Annotated in this window: 17 protein-coding genes and 1 CRISPR repeat array; of the genes, 15 read left to right on the top strand and 2 right to left on the bottom strand. The window is 36.5% G+C overall.

From position 1 onward, the window contains the following. Nucleotides 1–14: 14 nt before the first annotated feature. Nucleotides 15–815, bottom strand: a complete 801-nt coding sequence (locus FBF73_RS02015; RefSeq protein ID WP_124787385.1) for a GH25 family lysozyme — start codon at nt 813–815, stop codon at nt 15–17. Between the two features lie 154 nt (nt 816–969). Here FBF73_RS02015 and glmU point away from each other — a divergent pair, with 154 nt between their 5' ends. From glmU to FBF73_RS01980, 7 genes are all read left to right on the top strand, one after another. After that, nucleotides 970–2,349: a bifunctional UDP-N-acetylglucosamine diphosphorylase/glucosamine-1-phosphate N-acetyltransferase GlmU gene (glmU, locus tag FBF73_RS02010; RefSeq protein WP_125411190.1), complete on the top strand. Its 1,380-nt coding sequence runs from the start codon at nt 970–972 to the stop codon at nt 2,347–2,349. A 9-nt stretch (nt 2,350–2,358) separates the two neighbouring features. Further along, nucleotides 2,359–2,904, top strand: a complete 546-nt coding sequence (locus FBF73_RS02005; RefSeq protein WP_124787387.1) for an NUDIX hydrolase — start codon at nt 2,359–2,361, stop codon at nt 2,902–2,904. A gap of 11 nt (nt 2,905–2,915) precedes the next feature. Next, complete coding sequence (gene macP / locus FBF73_RS02000; RefSeq protein ID WP_084927356.1) at nt 2,916–3,227, top strand: cell wall synthase accessory phosphoprotein MacP; 312 nt, start codon at nt 2,916–2,918, stop codon at nt 3,225–3,227. A gap of 16 nt (nt 3,228–3,243) precedes the next feature. Continuing rightward, a complete protein-coding gene (locus tag FBF73_RS01995) occupies nt 3,244–3,936 on the top strand; it encodes a 5'-methylthioadenosine/adenosylhomocysteine nucleosidase (protein ID WP_124787388.1) in 693 nt (230 codons plus the stop codon). A 76-nt stretch (nt 3,937–4,012) separates the two neighbouring features. Continuing rightward, nucleotides 4,013–4,504, top strand: a complete 492-nt coding sequence (rocS, locus tag FBF73_RS01990) for a chromosome segregation protein RocS (RefSeq protein ID WP_000021242.1) — start codon at nt 4,013–4,015, stop codon at nt 4,502–4,504. Nucleotides 4,505–4,602: 98 nt separating this feature from the next. Then, nucleotides 4,603–5,193 carry a 3'-5' exonuclease gene (locus FBF73_RS01985; RefSeq protein ID WP_124787389.1) on the top strand — a complete coding sequence of 197 codons (591 nt, stop codon included), beginning with the start codon at nt 4,603–4,605 and terminating at the stop codon, nt 5,191–5,193. Between the two features lie 8 nt (nt 5,194–5,201). Continuing rightward, entirely contained in the window at nt 5,202–6,965 is a 1,764-nt protein-coding gene (locus FBF73_RS01980) for a glycerophosphoryl diester phosphodiesterase membrane domain-containing protein (RefSeq protein ID WP_124787390.1), read from the top strand. A 72-nt stretch (nt 6,966–7,037) separates the two neighbouring features. On the opposite strand, the gene FBF73_RS01975 is transcribed toward FBF73_RS01980, so the two are convergent. Further along, on the bottom strand, nt 7,038–7,337 hold the full coding sequence (locus FBF73_RS01975; RefSeq protein WP_136936827.1) for a YbaB/EbfC family nucleoid-associated protein: 300 nt from the start codon (nt 7,335–7,337) through the stop codon (nt 7,038–7,040). Between the two features lie 1,237 nt (nt 7,338–8,574). On the opposite strand from FBF73_RS01975, the gene cas6 reads away from it, so the two are divergent. From cas6 to FBF73_RS01935, 8 genes are all read left to right on the top strand, one after another. Beyond that, complete coding sequence (gene cas6 / locus FBF73_RS01970; RefSeq protein WP_136936826.1) at nt 8,575–9,303, top strand: CRISPR-associated endoribonuclease Cas6; 729 nt, start codon at nt 8,575–8,577, stop codon at nt 9,301–9,303. 9 nt (nt 9,304–9,312) lie between these two features. Further along, a complete protein-coding gene (locus FBF73_RS01965) occupies nt 9,313–10,524 on the top strand; it encodes a hypothetical protein (RefSeq protein ID WP_136936825.1) in 1,212 nt (403 codons plus the stop codon). Next, nucleotides 10,525–12,162, top strand: a complete 1,638-nt coding sequence (gene cas10 / locus FBF73_RS01960) for a type III-B CRISPR-associated protein Cas10/Cmr2 (protein WP_136936824.1) — start codon at nt 10,525–10,527, stop codon at nt 12,160–12,162. It abuts the gene before it with no gap. Continuing rightward, nucleotides 12,162–13,439: a type III-B CRISPR module-associated Cmr3 family protein gene (locus FBF73_RS01955; protein WP_136936823.1), complete on the top strand. Its 1,278-nt coding sequence runs from the start codon at nt 12,162–12,164 to the stop codon at nt 13,437–13,439. Before cas10 ends, FBF73_RS01955 begins: the two co-directional genes overlap by 1 nt. A 3-nt stretch (nt 13,440–13,442) precedes the next feature. Continuing rightward, nucleotides 13,443–14,144 carry an RAMP superfamily CRISPR-associated protein gene (locus FBF73_RS01950; protein ID WP_136936822.1) on the top strand — a complete coding sequence of 234 codons (702 nt, stop codon included), beginning with the start codon at nt 13,443–13,445 and terminating at the stop codon, nt 14,142–14,144. Then, nucleotides 14,137–14,550, top strand: a complete 414-nt coding sequence (locus FBF73_RS01945) for a type III-B CRISPR module-associated protein Cmr5 (RefSeq protein WP_240798237.1) — start codon at nt 14,137–14,139, stop codon at nt 14,548–14,550. The genes FBF73_RS01950 and FBF73_RS01945 overlap by 8 nt, the downstream gene beginning before the upstream one ends. A 2-nt stretch (nt 14,551–14,552) precedes the next feature. Continuing rightward, a complete protein-coding gene (gene cmr6 / locus FBF73_RS01940) occupies nt 14,553–15,359 on the top strand; it encodes a type III-B CRISPR module RAMP protein Cmr6 (RefSeq protein ID WP_136936820.1) in 807 nt (268 codons plus the stop codon). Nucleotides 15,360–15,651: 292 nt separating this feature from the next. Continuing rightward, nucleotides 15,652–16,740: a CRISPR direct-repeat array (repeat unit 25 nt; unit sequence TACCTTACCTATAAGGAATTGAGAC). Between the two features lie 88 nt (nt 16,741–16,828). Next, a complete protein-coding gene (locus FBF73_RS01935) occupies nt 16,829–18,304 on the top strand; it encodes a hypothetical protein (RefSeq protein WP_136936819.1) in 1,476 nt (491 codons plus the stop codon). The last annotated feature ends 427 nt before the right edge of the window (nt 18,305–18,731 follow it).

Below are 18,731 nucleotides of genomic sequence, written 5' to 3'. Positions count from 1 at the left end.
ATAAACAAATGCTTTTAAGGTTTTAAAAAGAGTTTTCTAAAGGTTTCTTCTTTGTTTTTTAAGGAAGAGATGACGTTGATATCCAAATCGTGGTCAAAGCCCGCAATTTTTCCTTTAGAAGTGTACTGGTGGATATCGTAATCTAAATCAGTCTTAGGAGTTGCCTCGTAAAATCCTGAGTCAGAACCATAAGAAGGAATCCAAACAGACGTAAACTTGTCAGTATCAATACTGTGTTCTTCCATGAAGTAAACCCCAACATAGATTCCGATATTCTTAGCACCTAGTGATTCTAGCTTTGCCCGAAAGGCTTCAACCCCTTCGTTCATATTGGACATGGTTTTGTCTTCCACATCTAGCCAATAGTAGCTAGGGCTGTATGGAGATGAAGCGTTATAAAAAACTTCAGCGGCCTTTTCCATTTCTTGGACACTTTTTCCAGCTACAAAGGCATAGACACCAACTGGGACATTTCGTTTTTGAAATTCGGTAATATGGGTTTTAAAGGCCTTATCTACCCCATTAACAAAGGAAGCATCGTTTTCTTTTGAAGATTGAGCGCCACTATGGACGCGAACGATAGCTCCAGAAATGTTTTGAGACAGAGTATCGTAATTAATTTCCTCAGGACGCTGCCAACCAGAAACATCAATCACCGGTTTATCTATATTATGTAGTGCTTGTGTCTCTACTTGGGCGATATTGGATTTTGTTTTTACGGGATGGTCTTCAAAACGAGGGCGATTCAGGATTAAAATGAAAATTATAATCCCAAAAAAACTAAATAAAATAAGCGGATTAATTTTCTTTCTCATATCTCATAATTTTACCTTAAAAATGGGAAAAAATCAAAAAAAACACTCAAAAAATGGGTTAAGGAAGGACTTTAGAGTATTTTTTCATTCAAGAGCGCGGAATGATTTGAAATATGGTATAATAAAAGGGAATTTCTATAGAAAAGAGAAGATTATGTCAAATTATGCCATTATTTTAGCAGCGGGTAAAGGGACTCGCATGAAATCTGATTTGCCAAAAGTGTTGCACAAGGTTGCGGGTATTTCTATGTTGGAACATGTTTTCCGTAGTGTGGGAGCTATCCAACCTGAAAAGACAGTAACAGTTGTGGGACACAAGGCAGAATTGGTTGAGCAGGTCTTGGCTGGACAGACAGAATTTGTGACTCAATCTGAACAGTTGGGTACTGGACATGCAGTTATGATGACAGAGCCTATCTTAGAAGGTTTGTCAGGTCACACCTTGGTTATTGCAGGAGATACTCCTTTAATCACTGGTGAAAGTTTGAAAAACTTGATTGATTTCCACATCAATCATAAAAATGTGGCCACTATCTTGACTGCTGAAACAGATAATCCTTTTGGCTATGGACGAATTGTACGTAATGATAATGCTGAGGTTCTTCGCATTGTTGAACAAAAAGATGCCACAGATTTTGAAAAGCAAATCAAGGAAATCAACACTGGAACATATGTTTTTGATAACGAGCGTTTGTTTGAGGCTTTGAAAAATATCAATACTAATAACGCTCAAGGCGAATACTATATTACAGATGTCATTGGCATTTTCCGTGAAGCTGGTGAAAAAGTTGGCGCTTATACTTTGAAAGATTTTGATGAAAGTCTTGGGGTAAATGACCGTGTGGCACTTGCGACTGCTGAGTCGGTTATGCGTCGCCGCATCAATCATCAGCACATGGTCAATGGTGTTAGCTTTGTCAATCCAGAAGCAACTTATATCGATATTGATGTTGAGATTGCTCCTGAAGTTCAAATCGAAGCCAATGTTACCTTGAAGGGGCAAACGAAAATTGGTGCTGAGACTGTTTTGACAAATGGTACTTATGTAGTGGATAGCACTATCGGAGCAGGAGCTGTTATTACCAACTCTATGATTGAAGAAAGTAGTGTTGCAGACGGTGTAACTGTTGGACCATACGCCCACATTCGTCCAGGTTCAAGTCTGGGTGCCCAAGTTCATATTGGTAACTTTGTTGAGGTGAAAGGTTCTTCTATCGGCGAGAATACCAAGGCTGGTCATTTGACTTATATCGGAAACTGTGAAGTGGGTAGTAACGTTAATTTCGGTGCTGGAACGATTACAGTTAACTATGACGGCAAAAACAAATACAAGACAGTCATCGGTAACAATGTCTTTGTTGGTTCAAATTCAACCATTATTGCGCCAGTTGAGTTAGGTGACAATTCCCTCGTTGGAGCTGGTTCAACTATAACTAAAGACGTTCCAGCAGATGCGATTGCCATCGGCCGCGGTCGTCAGGTTAATAAAGACGAATATGCAACACGCCTTCCTCATCATCCTAAGAATCAGTAGGAGCCTATCATGGAATTTGAAGAAAAAACACTTAGCAGAAAAGAAATCTATCAAGGACCAATATTTAAACTGGTCCAAGATCAGGTTGAATTACCAGAAGGTAAAGGAACTGCCCAACGGGATTTGATTTTCCACAATGGGGCTGTTTGTGTTTTAGCCGTAACGGATGAACAAAAACTCATCTTGGTCAAGCAGTACCGCAAAGCCATCGAGGCTGTCTCTTACGAAATTCCAGCTGGAAAACTGGAAGTAGGAGAAAATACAGACCCTGTCGCAGCAGCCCTGCGTGAATTAGAGGAAGAAACAGCCTATACAGGGAAATTAGAACTCTTGTACGATTTTTACTCAGCCATTGGCTTTTGTAATGAAAAGTTAAAACTATACCTAGCAAGCGATTTGACAAAGGTGGAAAATCCGCGTTCGCAGGATGAGGATGAAACCTTGGAAGTCCTTGAAGTTAGTTTAGAAGAAGCTAAGGAATTAATCAAATTAGGTCATATCTGTGATGCCAAGACAATTATGGCTGTTCAATACTGGGAATTGCACAAAAAATAGAGGAGGTCAGTATGGGTAAACCTTTATTAACGGATGAAATAATCGAAAGAGCTAATAGAGGCGAAAAAATTTCAGGTCCTCCTTTGCTAGATGATGAGGAGACTAAGATTTTACCAACCTCTTCTTCCCGTTTTGGTTATGCCAATCCTAAGGATCATGGTTTTAGCCAGGAAACTTTGAAGATTCAGGTCGAACCGTCTATTCATAAAAGCCGTCGCATTGAAAATACCAAGAGAAATATCTTCAATTCTAAGTTAAATAAGATTTTATTTGCAGTCATCTTTCTCTTGATTTTGCTTGTCTTAGCAATGAAACTTTTGTAATAGAAAAGGAATTGAAATGAAAATAGGAATTATTGCGGCTATGCCAGAAGAACTGGCGTATCTGGTCCAGCATTTAGACAATGCCCAGGAGCAAGTTGTTTTAGGCAATACCTATTATACAGGAAACCTTGCCTCGCATGAGGTCGTTCTTGTAGAAAGTGGAATTGGTAAGGTCATGTCTGCTATGAGTGTGGCGATTTTGGCTGATCATTTCCAAGTGGATGCTTTGATTAATACGGGTTCAGCCGGGGCAGTAGCAGAAGGTATTGCTGTTGGGGATGTTGTGATTGCTGATAAATTAACCTATCATGATGTGGATGTCACAGCTTTTGGCTATGCTTATGGACAAATGGCGCAACAACCGCTTTATTTTGAATCAGATAAAACCTTTGTCGCCAAAATCCAAGAGAGTTTATCTCAATTGGATCAAAATTGGCATCTTGGTTTGATTGCTACAGGAGATAGTTTTGTTGCAGGAAATGATAAGATAGAAGCGATTAAGTCCCATTTCCCAGAAGTTTTAGCTGTTGAGATGGAGGGTGCAGCTATTGCTCAGGCGACGCATGCCCTTAATCTTCCAGTTTTAGTTATTCGAGCTATGAGTGACAATGCCAACCATGAAGCAAACATCTCTTTTGATGAGTTTATTATCGAAGCTGGACGACGCTCTGCCCAAGTCTTGTTAGCCTTTTTGAAGGCTTTAGATTAAGCGGAAATTTGACAGTTTATCTAGCTTATGATAAGATTTAAGTAAAGAAAAGCTAGAAAACGTTTCAGAGGATATTATGAGTATTGAAATGACCGTCAGTGAGATTGCAGAGGTTTTAGGATTATCTCGTCAAGCAATCAATAATCGTGTCAAAGAATTACCAGAAGAAGACACAGATAAAAATGACAAAGGGGTAACAGTCGTTACCAGAAGTGGCTTGATTAAGCTAGAAGAAATCTATAAAAAAACGATTTTTGAAGATGAGCCTGTCAGTGAAGATGTCAAGCAACGTGAACTGATGGAGATTCTAGTTGATGAGAAGAATGCAGAAATTCTCCGTCTTTATGAACAATTAAAAGCCAAGGATCGTCAGTTATCAGAAAAAGACGAGCAGATGCGTATCAAAGACCGTCAGATTGCTGAGAAAGACAAACAACTCGATCAGCAGCAACAATTGACCCTTCAAGCCATGAAGGATCAAGAAAATCTTAAGCTAGAGCTAGACCAAGCAAAAGAAGAAGTCCAATCCACTAAGAAAGGCTTTTTTGCTCGTTTATTTGGAGGATAATCAAGGAGCTGTTTAGGTTACATGCTAACCTGATGGCTTCTTTTATTTCTAAATAGTATAGTTGCTCAAGTAAAATAACCGTATGGGAGAAGTATAGAATGGAACGATTAGAAGATTACATTGCTTTCGATTTAGAATTTAATCAGCATGAAGGGCAAACACACCTGATTCAAGTATCGGCAGTGCGTTTTAGAGATGGTCAGGAAATCGATACCTATGATTCCTATGTTCATACCAATGTACCTTTAAAAAGTTTTATCAATGGTTTGACTGGGATTACAGCTGAGACCTTAAAAGATGCTCCTCCAGTGGAGAAAGTTATAAAAGATTTCCAAAATTTTGTGGGTTCTTTACCCATGGTAGGCTACAATGCTGCTAAAAGTGATTTGCCTATTCTCGCAGAGCATGGTTTAGACTACAGTCAGCAGTACAAGGTAGATTTATATGATGAAGCTTTTGAACGTCGGAGTTCGGATTTACATGGTATTGCCAATCTCAAATTGCAAACTGTTGCCTCATTTCTTGGATTTCAAGGTCAGTCTCATAATAGCTTAGAGGATGCTCGTATGACGGCGCGTGTTTACGAGTCCTTTCTAGAGTCGGATCAAGCTAGAGAGTTGTTAGGGGCAGAAAGTAACCTCTCGAATAATCCTTTTGGAGGCTTGGACTTGTCTCAATTATTTGACTAGGAGTGCCTATGAAACCTGAAAAACCTAAAAATCTAGGTTTTAAGCAGATATACTTTAATCTAGATAAAATACTCTTTCTTTTCTTCTTGACTTTCATGATGATTGAGTTTGTCTGGTTACCATCAAATTCTTGGATTGCTGGACTTTTGCTCCGTCAGACAGGCTATCTCTTTCTTTCCTACAACAATATTTTTGCCATTATAACGGGTTCACCCTTTATTAGTCTTGCTTTATTTGTTCTAGTAATTGTTAATTTATTGGTCGCCTATTACCAGATAGGACTTCTCTTTATTGGTGCTCGGCATTTATTATGCCATGAAAAAAGGACCTTGCTGGAGTACAGTCGTAAGGTCTTTCGCCAAAGTTTCTTGTTTATGAAGCAAGTCACGCTTGCAAAGATAGCCTTTATCTTCTTTTATGTCATGATGCTCTTTCCATTGATTCGAAAGATTTTAAAGATTTACTACCTAAATAAAATTGTCATTCCAGACTTTATCGTTGATTATGTGGAAGACAAGTATTGGCTAGTAGGTATAGTGGTTACTATTCTAGCTTTACTTCTATTTTATATTTCAGTGCGTTTCATGTTTGCCCTACCTCAGCTTTTATTTGAGAAGAAAACAGTCAAAGAGGCAGTCAGATACAGTCTAGAGAAGACAAGAAAGCACTCCTGGTTTTATACTTGGAATTTGCTTTGGATTGTCGTCAAAACCTACTTATTTTTCATTCTTTTATTGATTCCAATCTTGGCAAGTCAGGCACTGATGGATAGTTTGACCCATAAGGAATCTCTTGTTATGGGAATTATCAACTTTGTCTTGATTAAGAATTTCCACTATATGGCCTTGACTTACTTTCTCATTAAGTTTGTTTCCTTCTTAACAGGAGAAGAACTAGAAATCACACCAAGGAGAAAGAAAGACCACTGGATGAGATGGGGAGTGATGGGCTGTGCTTGTATCTTTTTCGCTCTTGAGGGTTATGTTTATTTAGAAGCTCCAGTTTCACATAAACCTTTAATCATTTCTCACAGGGGAGTATCTAATAAGAATGGTGTCCAAAATACTGTCCAATCTCTAGAAAGGACAGCCCAACTAGGTCCAGACTTTGTTGAGACGGATGTTCAGGAAACAAAAGATGGCCAGTTTGTCATGATGCATGATGCCAATATCAAGAAATTGACAGGAGTCAATGCCAATCCTCAGGATCTCACTTTGGAAGAATTAACCAAACTCAATATTTCAGAAAATGGTTATCATAGCAAGGTGTCCAGTTTTGATGACTATCTCAATAAAGCCAATGAATTGCATCAAAAACTCCTCATTGAAATTAAAACCAGTCGAAAAGATAGCCCAGATATGATGAAACGCTTTATGGAAAAATATGGAACTGTTCTTAAGCAGAATGGTCACCAAATGCAATCCTTGGACTACCATGTGATTGACCAGGTTTTAGCCTACGATACTCAAATTCCAGTCTTTTTCATCCTACCTTATAATAGCATTTTTCCAAGAACCAAGGCTACAGGCTATACCATGGAGTATTCAACTTTAGATGAAAATTTTGTCAATAAGCTTTGGAATACGGATCAGAAATTGTACGTGTGGACCATCAATAGTTCAGAGTCCTTTGATAAATCAGTTCATTTGGGAGCTGATGGCATGATAACAGATGACTTGGAAATGATTCAAGATCAGGTTACTATTGCTCAAGAAAACCCAGAGTATACTGATTTGCTTTTCAAACAGGCCATGGAATTCTTTAATTTTTAGTAAGCAAAAAGAGGAACAGTTGTTCCTCCCATGATAGGCAAGTATTCTCTTGAATGCTTGTTTTTCTTATGCTTAAAATGGCAATTTCCCAGCGAAAGCACCCAGTTTTTTCTTGGTAGTTTCATCGATTTGTTCAAGAGCAGAGTTGATGGCCTGAACGGTCATATCAGAAAGAGTTTCAAGATCTTCTGGGTCAACGACAGCTGGATTGAAGTCAATGCTGACAACTTTCTTATCTCCAGTTAAGGTTGCTTGGACAAGGTCTTGAGCAGATTTTCCAATAAACTCCATAGCAGCAAGTTCTGCTTGACTTTGTTCCATTTGTTTTTGAAGTTTTTGTGCTTGACGCATCATGTTTTGCATATTCATCATATTATTTTTAAGATTCCTTTCGTATTAAGGTATAAGAAACTGAATTATTATTTTAAAAAAGCCAAATCTGTTCACTTTTCTTTTAAAAAGGTAGCTTGATGTAAGTCATGAAGCCTACACTTAGCTTCAGATTCCTCGGCCTCTTTTCTGGTGAGGACAGCTCGCTTTCTACGTCGTTTTCTATCACCCATCAGTTTACTAAAACAATAGCTAACATAAACTATCTAGGTTCCGATAGGGAACTCGATAACTAGCACTACTGTCTACTTTTGTTAGTCTAGACAGAATCAGGAAGTATACTATCTATTATATCATTTTTGTTTTCCAATGAAAAGTTTAAAATCTCTTCAATAAAAGTTTATTGAACCACGTTTTAATTCATTTTTGTACCAATTGAACACTTCTGAAAATAGTAAAATTATTACTTTATAAATTAAATGTTCTTAACTTCTTGAATAACAGGTTAGGTTAATTATTTCAATTTTAGTTACTATATGTAATATTTTTTTATATATTAGAAGAAATGATAGCTATTTATTTTAATTAATCTTTTAGAAAATGTAGATTACTATCATTAGTGTATTCAGTGATATAGTAGGAAAAAAGTGAAATTTTTTTGTTACTGTCTATAATTAGATTATTTATTAAGAGTGACCTATGAACACTAATAATCACAAATGAGAAGTTCATTATTTTTGTTTGAACAAAGAGTAATACTGATTACTTATATTATTTTAAAAGCACACAATAATTCCTAGTATGAATTTTGATATGAATTTGTCTGCAGCTAGTTTTGTACGAAAAGATGATTTTGAAAAAATTTTATCCATGGTAAAGAGTGGGGAAGAGATACACCCTCTCTTAAAATTTCTAATGTTACTAGAGTAAATTTTAAAATTGATATTACTGAATTTATAAATTGCAATGATTCAGATTAAATTATCTGCTCACTTTTAGATAAAGAAATTCAATTTCGAAATCATAGACTTCTCTAACTATTTTATCATTGTAAAAGCGATGCTGAAACGATAGATTTTTGTAAAATATCTCAAAATAGTCGATAAATTCTTATATCAAAATTCAACATAAATTGTTTGAATTTATGGATTTGAAGATTAGAGATTCTAACAGTTAGTTAAGTCTGAGAAACAGTTATAATATGATTTGACAGCGGTTACAAAATCATGTAATATTTATAATATAAGAAGTTGTATATTCATTTAAGGAGGAAAGAAGGATGCAATTATTGATTGAACTGAAAAAAATTGATCAGTTTAGCTTGCCAGTGAATTATAATTATCTCCTTCAATCGATGATTTATAATCTATTAGATAATAAAGAAAAACTATCTAGAAAAATTCATGAGACGGGCTATCAGATAGAGGATAAACATTTTAAACTGTTCACATTTTCGTTATTGCGAGGTCAATATAAAATCCACGGAAAACGAATAGAATTTCTTGATAAGGTGCGATTTGAAATTCGTACAGTTGACAAAAACATTTTATTGACTATTGTGGAGTCTTTGTTGAATCTAGAGACATTGAGGATTGGGCAGAACCTTGTAAAAATTTTAAATGTAAAAATTGGAGAGAAGAAATTGACGGGGACCTCTTATAAGATTCGGATGATTTCTCCCTTGGTGGTTCGTTCTACAGATGCTGACACCAAAAAAACATTGTATTACAATCCGTTTGATACAGAATTTAAGAGCAGAATCATGGAGAATTTTGAGAGGAAATATCAAGCTTATTATCATAAAGTACCGACAGGTAGATTTGATATAGAACCGATAAATTATTCTTTAAAAAATAAGTTTGTTACCAAATACAAAGACTTTCTCATAACAGGTTGGAGAGGAGAATTTGAGATAAGAGGAGATGCGGAGGTGTTAGATTTCCTCTATCAAGTTGGGCTTGGTGAGAAGAATTCAATGGGATTCGGGATGTTTGTGATTGAAGAATAGGAGGATAAAATGGATATGGAATTTAGGAATTGTAAGTTAGAGCTTGACTTAAAATGTCATGCACCAATTATTCATTTCCAGCCTAGTGTTAATGCTAAAGGAGCTACTCTTAGAGCTAGTGAAGTGAAGCCAAAATTTGATAAATATCTTTGGACGAAGGAACCTGAGGAACTTGCAACCTATGAACTGTTACCTTATAAGATGAAGTTTATAGCAAAAAAGAAAGAGGTTATAGACGTAAACAAAGAAGATGAAGATGTTGATATCCCTCTCTATTATGCTAAGGACCAAAAAAGAATGGTCATAACTAATCCAAGAATAGTCATTACTTGTTTTGATCCTATTCTTCAAAAATTGATAGTTAAGCATATCAAAAACTTTTTCATAGTGACAAATTTTGGAGCTGCGCAAGGAAAAGGATATGGTAGTTTTACTATAATTGATCACGAAATGAATCCCGAGCAAAATAATCAGGTTGACCAAGAAAATGTTGAAAAAATCTTAATGGAAGAGTTTGGCTTAAAAACATTATATAAGATAGATTGTAATAAGCTAGTTGAAAAGTTAGCTAAGTTTGAAGCAATAAAAAAGATTTTTAGGATTATTGAAAACTTCTATAAGATTATTAAAGGAGGGATTAATCATAAAGAATATATAAAAGGCTTTTTGTTTAAATATATGAGTGACAAGGAAATAAAAAATGAAAAAACTGCTTTAAAAACAGAAATTATAGATCATCCATACGCTTCAAATCAAAACAAAGTAAAACAGGAACCCAAAATTAATAGCCATAAAGAGTGTTACGTTAGAGCATTGCTTGGTCTATCTTCTTCCTTTGCTTTTAAGGATCAAAGAAGGCAAAAAGGTGGTGCAGTTGATGTGAATATTAAAATTTCACATGCTGATGAAACTATCGAACGTTTCCCTTCTCCTTTAACATTTAAGGTGATTAATAAGATCATTTATATTATTCCTAAAAAAATTGATGAGAGGATATGGGAAAAAGAATTTGTTTTTACCTATGAACTTGATAAAAAAAGGGGGCACATTCATGGTATTCAGCCAAAAGAAAAGCCAGAGAAACTAAAATTAGATACCCCAGCATTAAATGACTTTTGTTTAGAAGATTTTCTAGATGAGGCTGTTGAATATTATAACGAAAATCGAGGTAAAATCAAAGGTCCACAAATAGATAAATACCACACCAAAGGAGATGAATAAATGAAATACGTAGGTATTACAATAGGTCCGATTTTTAAAACCATTGGAGAGGCGATCTCTCCGGCAGGTTTGTGGTTTGGCAGTTATTTTTTCTCAACGGTGACAAAGAAACTCTGTGAAAAACTTGTTGAGATTCCAAATGTCAAGATTTTTTCACCGTTTTATGACTCTAATAGTAAACAAAAACCACAAGAAGATGGTATTGGTCGTTACCATGATCGGATTCTGTTTTTAGTTGATAATAATACAGTAATTGAGGGAGAATTACAGAGTATAATTTCAGCAGTGAAGAAAGAAATGGCTGAGAAATTCGGAGAGTTTAATTCAGGGCAGATTGAGAATTTTATTAACAATTATCTGAGAATTGATTTTGTTATTCTTAATGAAAAAACTATAAACGAAATTATAGGAAAAAGTGGAAAAGCTGGAAATAACATAGCTATAATACTGAATGATGCTTTGGATGCGCTGGAGCTAATAGCAGCAGGTAAGGGAAGAACAGATAAGAATCTATTTGCTCCATTCTTTGCAGGTAAGAAAGACAATCGGAATATTCATATTAAAAAAAGTAAGCTATTTACAGATATCAAACCAAATAGTCAGTTGGTTATAAGCTGCTCAGACCACGCTTCTGAATTGAAATCAATAGAAGATATAGCTCTATCTCTAAAGAGAGAGGAAAGCTCCTCTGAAGAAGTCCCTGATGGTGAGGTAGCACCGACCAGAAGCGAATACTATGCAGTCGTTAATTCAGATGGGGATAAGGTCGGAACTCTTTTGAGAGCTTTATGTAAAGATGTAGAAATCTCTAAACAGTCTGAGAGGATAAATATTTTTTCGAGGGCTTGCTTAGACTATGCTGGTGAAGCGGCTAAACTTGTCGGAAAATATGGGGGAATGACTATTTATGCTGGTGGGGATGATTTACTATTTATTGCTCCTGTTCAGTCTCTTTTCTCCTTATGTAGTGAATTGGACGAAATGTTCAAAAAAACCTTGAAAAAAGGCCTGGAAGAAGTAAATCTACCAGATGATGACATCAATGTCAGCTTGTCTTTTGGTGTTGCTATTCAGTATGTCAAATATCCTCTATATGAAGCGCTGGAAAGAGCTAGAGTTCAACTTTATAAGGCTAAAGAAAGTTGCAGTAAACGTCCGAATGGTAGTGAAATCAGTGGAGGTAATCGTCTAGGGATAGAGTTGGTAAAACACAGCGGAAAAACCGTTCAATTGATGGTAGAAAACGAGAAGTTAGAGATGATTGATAATCTGATAAACTATCGAGCAACTACGAACGATCAAGAACTGGAATCGGTCCTCTATAATCTACAAGATACCGAAATTATTTTTAAGTTGTTGTTTGAAAAAACCGCACAGAATGAATTTGACTTTCAAAAATATAAAACTAGGTTTTTAAATAACTTTAACAATCCTAACCAGTTGACCTATCATGACTATTTGGAAGAAATAGCTGAATTTTTCTATGACAACTATTTGAAAGAATATCAAGATATGGTAGATATGAAAGAAAAGGTTGATGGAATTTGTACAAAGCGAAATATGAGTATAGGAGAATACTATACCAAGGAGTTGCAGGCTATTTTATTTTTGGTAAAGTTTTGGCAGGGAGGTAAGTGATGACAGACTATCTTGTGACGTTTAGACCGCTAGGAGACTATTCTTTTGGTTCAGATAGACGCTTTAGCTTTGTCGGTAAAAATAACTATTCGGAGGATGAATACGCTCCTTATTTTATCCGCACTAATCGCGTTCCTGAACAGTCCACAGTCTTTGGGATGATACGCTATCTTATCTTAGTCAGCGATGGGATTGATCTGAAGCAGGATTTTCAGTATGATGAGAATACGCGAGATAAAATCAAAGCTCTAATCGGAGAGAAGAGCTTTTCTCTAAATGGAGGTGTACAAAGTTTCGGAAAATTAGAAAAAATCTCTCCAATCTTTTTGCGTAAAAATAGTAAGGAAGTCGTCATACCAAATCCTTTTAACAACAAGCAGGGGAGAGAGGGGATTGATCAGTTTGAACCAATAATACTAGAGGAAGAAATTACACTGCCAACTAGTTTTGGTGAAATCGCTCTGCCCAAATCTAAGGAATATAATCCTAAAGAAGGGCATGGGGATGGCTATTACAATATTAACACAGGTCATTTAGAAGCAGCCGAAGATATATTTAGTACTAAGGTAGCGACTGGTGTAAGGCGTGTTACGCAGAATGATCTGGGGAAGCTGAAGCAAAATCTTCGAGAATTGTGTAAGTCGTTTGTGAATGAAGAAATGAAACAGGAAGTTTTTAATTTAGACAAGAATAGCAATCTTAGTTTAACCGAGTTTATAAATGATTTTATGGATTTGTTAGAAAAGTATAACAAAGAGGGAAAAAATCACTTTCAAGAAGAATTGGAAAAACTATCCCAAAATTTTGATGCTGATCGTCTATTTAAGCGAGAGGTACATCAGCTGCAGAAAGATTACGAATTTGCGGTTTATGTGACGGTGGAAAAGGGTGTTCAGTTGACGGACGGACTTGTCTCAATGGGACAGAAAGGTACACTCTTCAAGGTTTCCGTTCAAGAATCGGAAGATAAATTAGAAAGTGAAATTACAGAGCATTTCCAGAAGCATACTCCACAAGGTCAGACTTGGCAATACTGCCTATCAGATGTGTGCCTGTTAGATGATGTTAAGGGCTTTGCGATTTTAGAGGAAAAACTAGTTCGCCAGCTTCATACAGACCTTAGTAAAAATCGTCTGAGAGGACTTGATTTACAAGGATCTAGTCTTCTTTATAAGGCAGGGAGCGTCTTTTATGGTGATGATGCTATTTCGGTAAAAACTGGTTTAGAGCCAGCAGGTTATAATACTATTTATAAGATTACAGGAAGTAAGGAGTAAAAAATGAAATCAAAAATTTTTGTCATTGAATGTTTAACAAATTTGCATGTAGGAAATGGAGATGTTAATTTTAACATCATTGATAACGAAGTGGAGCGAGATGTTGTGACGGGATTTCCGACGATCAACTCTTCAGGTGTCAAAGGTGCTCTGAGAGCCTTCTTTGAAGAAAATGACTTATCGAACATTGATGAAATATTCGGTTCGGAAAATAGTAAGGTTACTACTTCAGGCGCATTAAAATTTCTTAGCGCGAATCTACTAGCCCTGCCAATTCGTTCGATAAGTGGTGGGGACAAGCCATATTCAATACACGTTCCAGAAACAGCCTGTAAAGATTTCAAGCAAATGATTAAAAATTTTCAATTAGAAGATGTTTCAATAGCAGATATAAAGGGTGGAGATGAGAAGATAACTCTGGACCAAGATAATTCTTGCTTTGAAAAATATGGTTTACCAGTAATTGCTCGGAATAAGGTCGGAGAACAAACTAATTTGTGGTATGAGGAAGTTGTGCCCCACAAGTCGATTTTCTATTTTGCAGTGGTGGTTTCAACCAGTGAGTCAGAAAACCTTTTAGAGATTTTTACGGATTCGGTGAGAGAGAAAATCATCCAGTTTGGTGCAAATGCTTCTGTAGGTTATGGACTTTGCAAGGTTATTAAAGTGATTTCAGGAAATGAAGAAGGAGCAAACAATGGATAAGAACAGAATAAATCAGTTGCTTCCTATTGCTGTTGAGGTGATTGAAAAGGAGCTTACGGAGCCAATTCCAAATGAGTTTAGAGGCTATATTGCTTCTTTTGGAGCTGCTATTACAATGGGAAGCCTCCCAGCAGCAGTTGCCTACTATTCGGCTAAATCAAAAAATGCCAAAGAAGATCGTACGAAGCTACCTGTTATGATTTTGGAAGTTTTGAAGAAAGAAAACACAGCCATTACAGAAACCACCTTGTTTGAGTATGTGACATCGTTCAAAAATGATAATGAGAGTTTCGCTATCAAAGAAGATGTATTGCATGCAGCCATTGCGATAAAACTAGGGTTAAACTTGTTTGAAATTGAGTCAAAAGATGAAAAAGTCAAGGAAGACGAGAAAAATGGAGGGTAAGGATGATGTTTAGTTCAAAAAACATGTCTTATATCTACTATCATGAATATTTTAAAGGATTAGAGGAGCGAAAAGAAAAATCAGGTTTAGTTTATGAACTGGGTGGATCACCATCTAGTGAGGAGCAATTTCGTGAGAGAAATAAGGCTTTGCAGGATTTTAAATTTGACCTGTCTTTATCACCTTTGGAGCATTTGAAAAATGCTTCAAAAGGTGTAGCAAGTTTCCAAACCTTTTCTTTGGAAACCATTTATCCTGGCCTCATGATAGGAACTGGCAATCCCCATGATTTGAAATCAAAGGGTTCTATTTATTCTGGCTTTTCTTTTGATTATGTAACGGGACTGCCCTATATACCTGGCTCCTCTGTCAAAGGAATATTGAAAAGCGTCTTTCCTAGGAAAGAAGATACCAAAGATGATATTAATCAGCAAAAGATGAAGTATATTCAGTCACTTCTCGAACCAGAACTCTCGGATGAAGAAATCTATGATTTGAAAGATGATATTTTTGAAGATAATGATGTCTTTTTAGATGCTTATCCAACTTCTAAAAATAAAACAAAGCAACAGTGTTTAGCTTTGGAATTCATTACGCCTCATAGTGACATTATCAAGAATCCTATTCCAATCAACTGTCTGAAAGTTAAGCCTGGAATCTCTTTTGAATTTGGCTTTTATCTGAATGAGTGTCAGCTTTCAGATGGAGTTCAAATTACGGTTAAACAAAAAATAGAGTTATTTAAAAGCATCTTGACTGATGTAGGCATTGGCGCCAAAACGAATGTTGGTTTCGGACAGTTAGAGTAGCAGAGCTCAATCGACAAGGGGATTTACAAATCGTATCTGAGGGACTTGCGCAACTCAAATAGCTCGAAAAGGTATAGAGGAGCTTGTTCAGATTAAGGAGTCTGAATATAAGGCAGCATTTACAAAGAGTTTAGAAACAAGTGAAGTCAGCTATCGTACAGGGATAGGAGTTCAATCTTAGTTGGCAAGAGCGCTAGGACAAAAAAGATCGACCGACTTTTTTATCGAAATCTTGAAAAAAAGCCTGCTTTTTGATACAATCAATCTAGAAACAGCGAAAATGCTGTTGTTGTACCTTACCTATAAGGAATTGAGACTTGTTACCTGACTGACCCCAAGACGCAAAGATACGGTTTTCTTCTTTGTTCTACCTTACCTATAAGGAATTGAGACATATCTTTATAGATATTAACCGTTTCGCCAGGGTTTAAACCCCAAAAGTTTTACCTTACCTACAAGGAATTGAGACTAGTTTTGCAGACTACTGCCTTTACACATTCAGCCAAAACGCCAAAAAGTGTTATACCTTACCTATAAGGAATTGAGACGCGTAGCCCATTTTAATTGCTATTTCTTTGGGAATGCTAATTTTGGAGGAAGTTATACCTTACCTATAAGGAATTGAGACATAACGATATCTTTCTTAGTCTCAAACTTAGGAATGTTGTTGACCACTGTGTTCTACCTTACCTATAAGGAATTGAGACACAAATGTATTTTCAACATTCCCACTTGCAATACGTTCAACTTGTAATACCTTACCTATAAGGAATTGAGACAATCATACGAGCCATGGCATCTAAACACTCTTCTTGGTAGTTGATGTGAGTTCTACCTTACCTATAAGGAATTGAGACTTATAGTCTGGCATCCATGAATAGTTCGATACCACTTGATATCCTTCAATATGTTATACCTTACCTATAAGGAATTGAGACATAGCATAAACTATGCTTTGAGGCATCATATACAAATACACTAATGACGTGTTCTACCTTACCTATAAGGAATTGAGACTCTTTTCTCTTCGGCGAACTCTTGTAAAGTTCTTTGCAATCGTTCTACCTTACCTAAAAGGAATTGAGACTTAGTTTCAGCCTCAACCTTGGATTTCTCCTGCTCTTGTTTTGCAGTATGTTCTACCTTACCTATAAGGAATTGAGACAGAGCGTTGTAATGAGCTTGTGCTTCTTTATCCCATTGATCTGTTCTACCTTACCTATAAGGAATTGAGACTTAAATTTCTCCTTCTCAGCACGTTGTGGGAAATTCTCTTGATAAAGTTCTACCTTACCTATAAGGAATTGAGACTTTTTCGAGTTCACCACACTCGAACACACCGCACACTTTTGGTTCTACCTTACCTATAAGGAATTGTTTTATCCAACTGAAAAAAACTCGCGGAAGCAAGTTTTTTGTGGTGTATTGGAAGTGTTTTCATGAGGAGATATCTTACTCGGAGGTTGTTTATGTCTGAGAGTCAATCTGTATTTAGTCACCATATCTTTGTTTTACCCTTTGCGGCCAAGGGGCTGGAGTCTTTTCCGAAGTCTTCCAAATGGAAGAAACTCAGCCAAGATACCAATGACCTTCCCTATCTGAATGTAGAAGCTGGTGAAAAAAGCGAGCGTTTAAAGTACGCTTATCGTCGATATTTTAATAAAAAAGCAGAGGAGCTGATTTTCCGCAATCCTGAGCTGGTCACAAACTATGCTTATACTGGCTTAGAAAAAGGTGATGTCTATCGGATTTCTTATTATAATCACATCGACAAACTGGAGTTTTATGACCTGACGCTTGACTATATCATGCTTCGTTATTTTCCAAATTTAGAAGCAGGTTTCCTGATTTTTTCAATGGAAAATCGTTGCAAAGATAAATTGGAAGATATTAAAAACATCAACCAGTATGGTCGTCATCTCTATGCTCCTTTTTTGACTACATTGCTGCGTGATTTAGTCTCACCAAATAATATTGAGCTGATTAAGAGTGACAAAATTAACGAGCCTCCACAGCCGTCCGACTTAATTTCCTCCTATGGGATCATGTCGGCTCCGAAAGAAATTTTGCAGGATTTCTTTGGCTTGCCTGAGGAAGCGATATTTCCAGAGGATATTTCGCAGTTTGAGTCTAAGCCTCATCTGGAAATCATCATTGATGACCGGATGTATGTGGTGAGCTACATGATGGTTCCTGAAGTAGAGGACTTGATTTATAAAACGACGAATTGGGCGAATTTTGATGATTCTGAGCAAAGTTTAAAAGAGATGAAGCTTCTTTTTAGTATTTTATACGTTGATAAGGGAGATTCAACATGTCTGAGTCGAGATATGCTAAAGGCAGAGCTGGAAAAGCTTCTCTATACGAGGTGGTCAGCTGATGGAAGTCTTTATATGGCCAGTCAGCATTCCATGATTTTTATGAGTGGTTCTGTTTTTCCAGAATCTTTCCTCAAAGGCTACTTTTTGACGGAATATCTGGACTTGGCTTTGATTACGCTCAGCCAGAGGATTGGTATTCTGAAGTATTCTAAGGATGCAGGGGATAGGGTCAATGCGAGAGTTTCTGATAAACTGAAGCTGCAGAAGGCTTACACGACCTTTAAAAATCAATTTCTGCTTCCGGAACTTTGCCCGCAGGAGCAGGCGATTGAAATCTACGAATTGCTGCAAACCTCTCTCTATATCGAGAAGCATATCAATCTCCTAGATAGTCAAATCAGTGAACTACATGATATCAGCCAGACGGAAGCAAGCAATAAGTTAAATGACAGAGTATTAGTACTAACAGTTTTAAGTATTGCATTAGCAATCATTCCGAATATCAAAGAACTGCAAGAACACTGTCTGACGATTTGCAATCTGTGCCTGACGTATTCATCTTGGCTTACTTTGCTTATTCCTCTTTTCACAGTTGCTTTCATCTATTTCAAAAAGCGAAAATAAATGTATATTATCTGGACATACGATGTTCATCGCAAGCGCGTGGCTAAAGTTTGCAATCTTGAACAAAGCCCTATTTTTTGATATAATCAATCTAGAAACAGCGAAAATGCTGTTGTTATACCTTACCTATAAGGAATTGAGACTTGTAGAACTCACCGTAAGTAACTCGTTTCATGTCGATTGATACGTTCTACCTCGATGTAGAAGTCCGCATGTTATACCTTACCTATAAGGAATTGAGACACGGTCTTCCATTTTAAATTATGTGGATTTGGATGGTTTTTAAGTTCTAGATTACCTATAAAATATTGTCCATTTGTCTTTGTCTGTCTCCAAGGCACCAAAAAAGCGAGCAAATTCATGTCTACTGGGAAGCCTGAGAATTTGTTCGCCTTTTGTTTGGTAGGAATAGTTGAAAATTTTAGAA

Source organism: Streptococcus mitis, from assembly GCF_005144795.1.
Taxonomy (GTDB): domain Bacteria; phylum Bacillota; class Bacilli; order Lactobacillales; family Streptococcaceae; genus Streptococcus; species Streptococcus mitis_BB.
Note: the sequence above shows the minus strand (reverse complement) of the source record. Positions and strands in the feature narration are given on the sequence as shown.

Bases quoted from the DNA above. Each gene is read 5' to 3' on its own strand.
- FBF73_RS01950 (WP_136936822.1), top strand. From the start codon at position 13,443: ATGAAATCAAAAATTTTTGTCATTGAATGTTTAACAAATTTGCATGTA.
- FBF73_RS01995 (WP_124787388.1), top strand. From the start codon at position 3,244: ATGAAAATAGGAATTATTGCGGCTATGCCAGAAGAACTGGCGTATCTG.
- FBF73_RS01935 (WP_136936819.1), top strand. From the start codon at position 16,829: ATGTCTGAGAGTCAATCTGTATTTAGTCACCATATCTTTGTTTTACCC.
- FBF73_RS01975 (WP_136936827.1), bottom strand. From the start codon at position 7,337: ATGATGAATATGCAAAACATGATGCGTCAAGCACAAAAACTTCAAAAA.
- FBF73_RS01955 (WP_136936823.1), top strand. From the start codon at position 12,162: ATGACAGACTATCTTGTGACGTTTAGACCGCTAGGAGACTATTCTTTT.
- glmU (WP_125411190.1), top strand. From the start codon at position 970: ATGTCAAATTATGCCATTATTTTAGCAGCGGGTAAAGGGACTCGCATG.
- rocS (WP_000021242.1), top strand. From the start codon at position 4,013: ATGAGTATTGAAATGACCGTCAGTGAGATTGCAGAGGTTTTAGGATTA.
- FBF73_RS01965 (WP_136936825.1), top strand. From the start codon at position 9,313: ATGGATATGGAATTTAGGAATTGTAAGTTAGAGCTTGACTTAAAATGT.
- cas6 (WP_136936826.1), top strand. From the start codon at position 8,575: ATGCAATTATTGATTGAACTGAAAAAAATTGATCAGTTTAGCTTGCCA.
- FBF73_RS01985 (WP_124787389.1), top strand. From the start codon at position 4,603: ATGGAACGATTAGAAGATTACATTGCTTTCGATTTAGAATTTAATCAG.
- FBF73_RS02005 (WP_124787387.1), top strand. From the start codon at position 2,359: ATGGAATTTGAAGAAAAAACACTTAGCAGAAAAGAAATCTATCAAGGA.
- FBF73_RS02015 (WP_124787385.1), bottom strand. From the start codon at position 815: ATGAGAAAGAAAATTAATCCGCTTATTTTATTTAGTTTTTTTGGGATT.
- FBF73_RS01980 (WP_124787390.1), top strand. From the start codon at position 5,202: ATGAAACCTGAAAAACCTAAAAATCTAGGTTTTAAGCAGATATACTTT.
- macP (WP_084927356.1), top strand. From the start codon at position 2,916: ATGGGTAAACCTTTATTAACGGATGAAATAATCGAAAGAGCTAATAGA.
- cmr6 (WP_136936820.1), top strand. From the start codon at position 14,553: ATGATGTTTAGTTCAAAAAACATGTCTTATATCTACTATCATGAATAT.
- FBF73_RS01945 (WP_240798237.1), top strand. From the start codon at position 14,137: ATGGATAAGAACAGAATAAATCAGTTGCTTCCTATTGCTGTTGAGGTG.
- cas10 (WP_136936824.1), top strand. From the start codon at position 10,525: ATGAAATACGTAGGTATTACAATAGGTCCGATTTTTAAAACCATTGGA.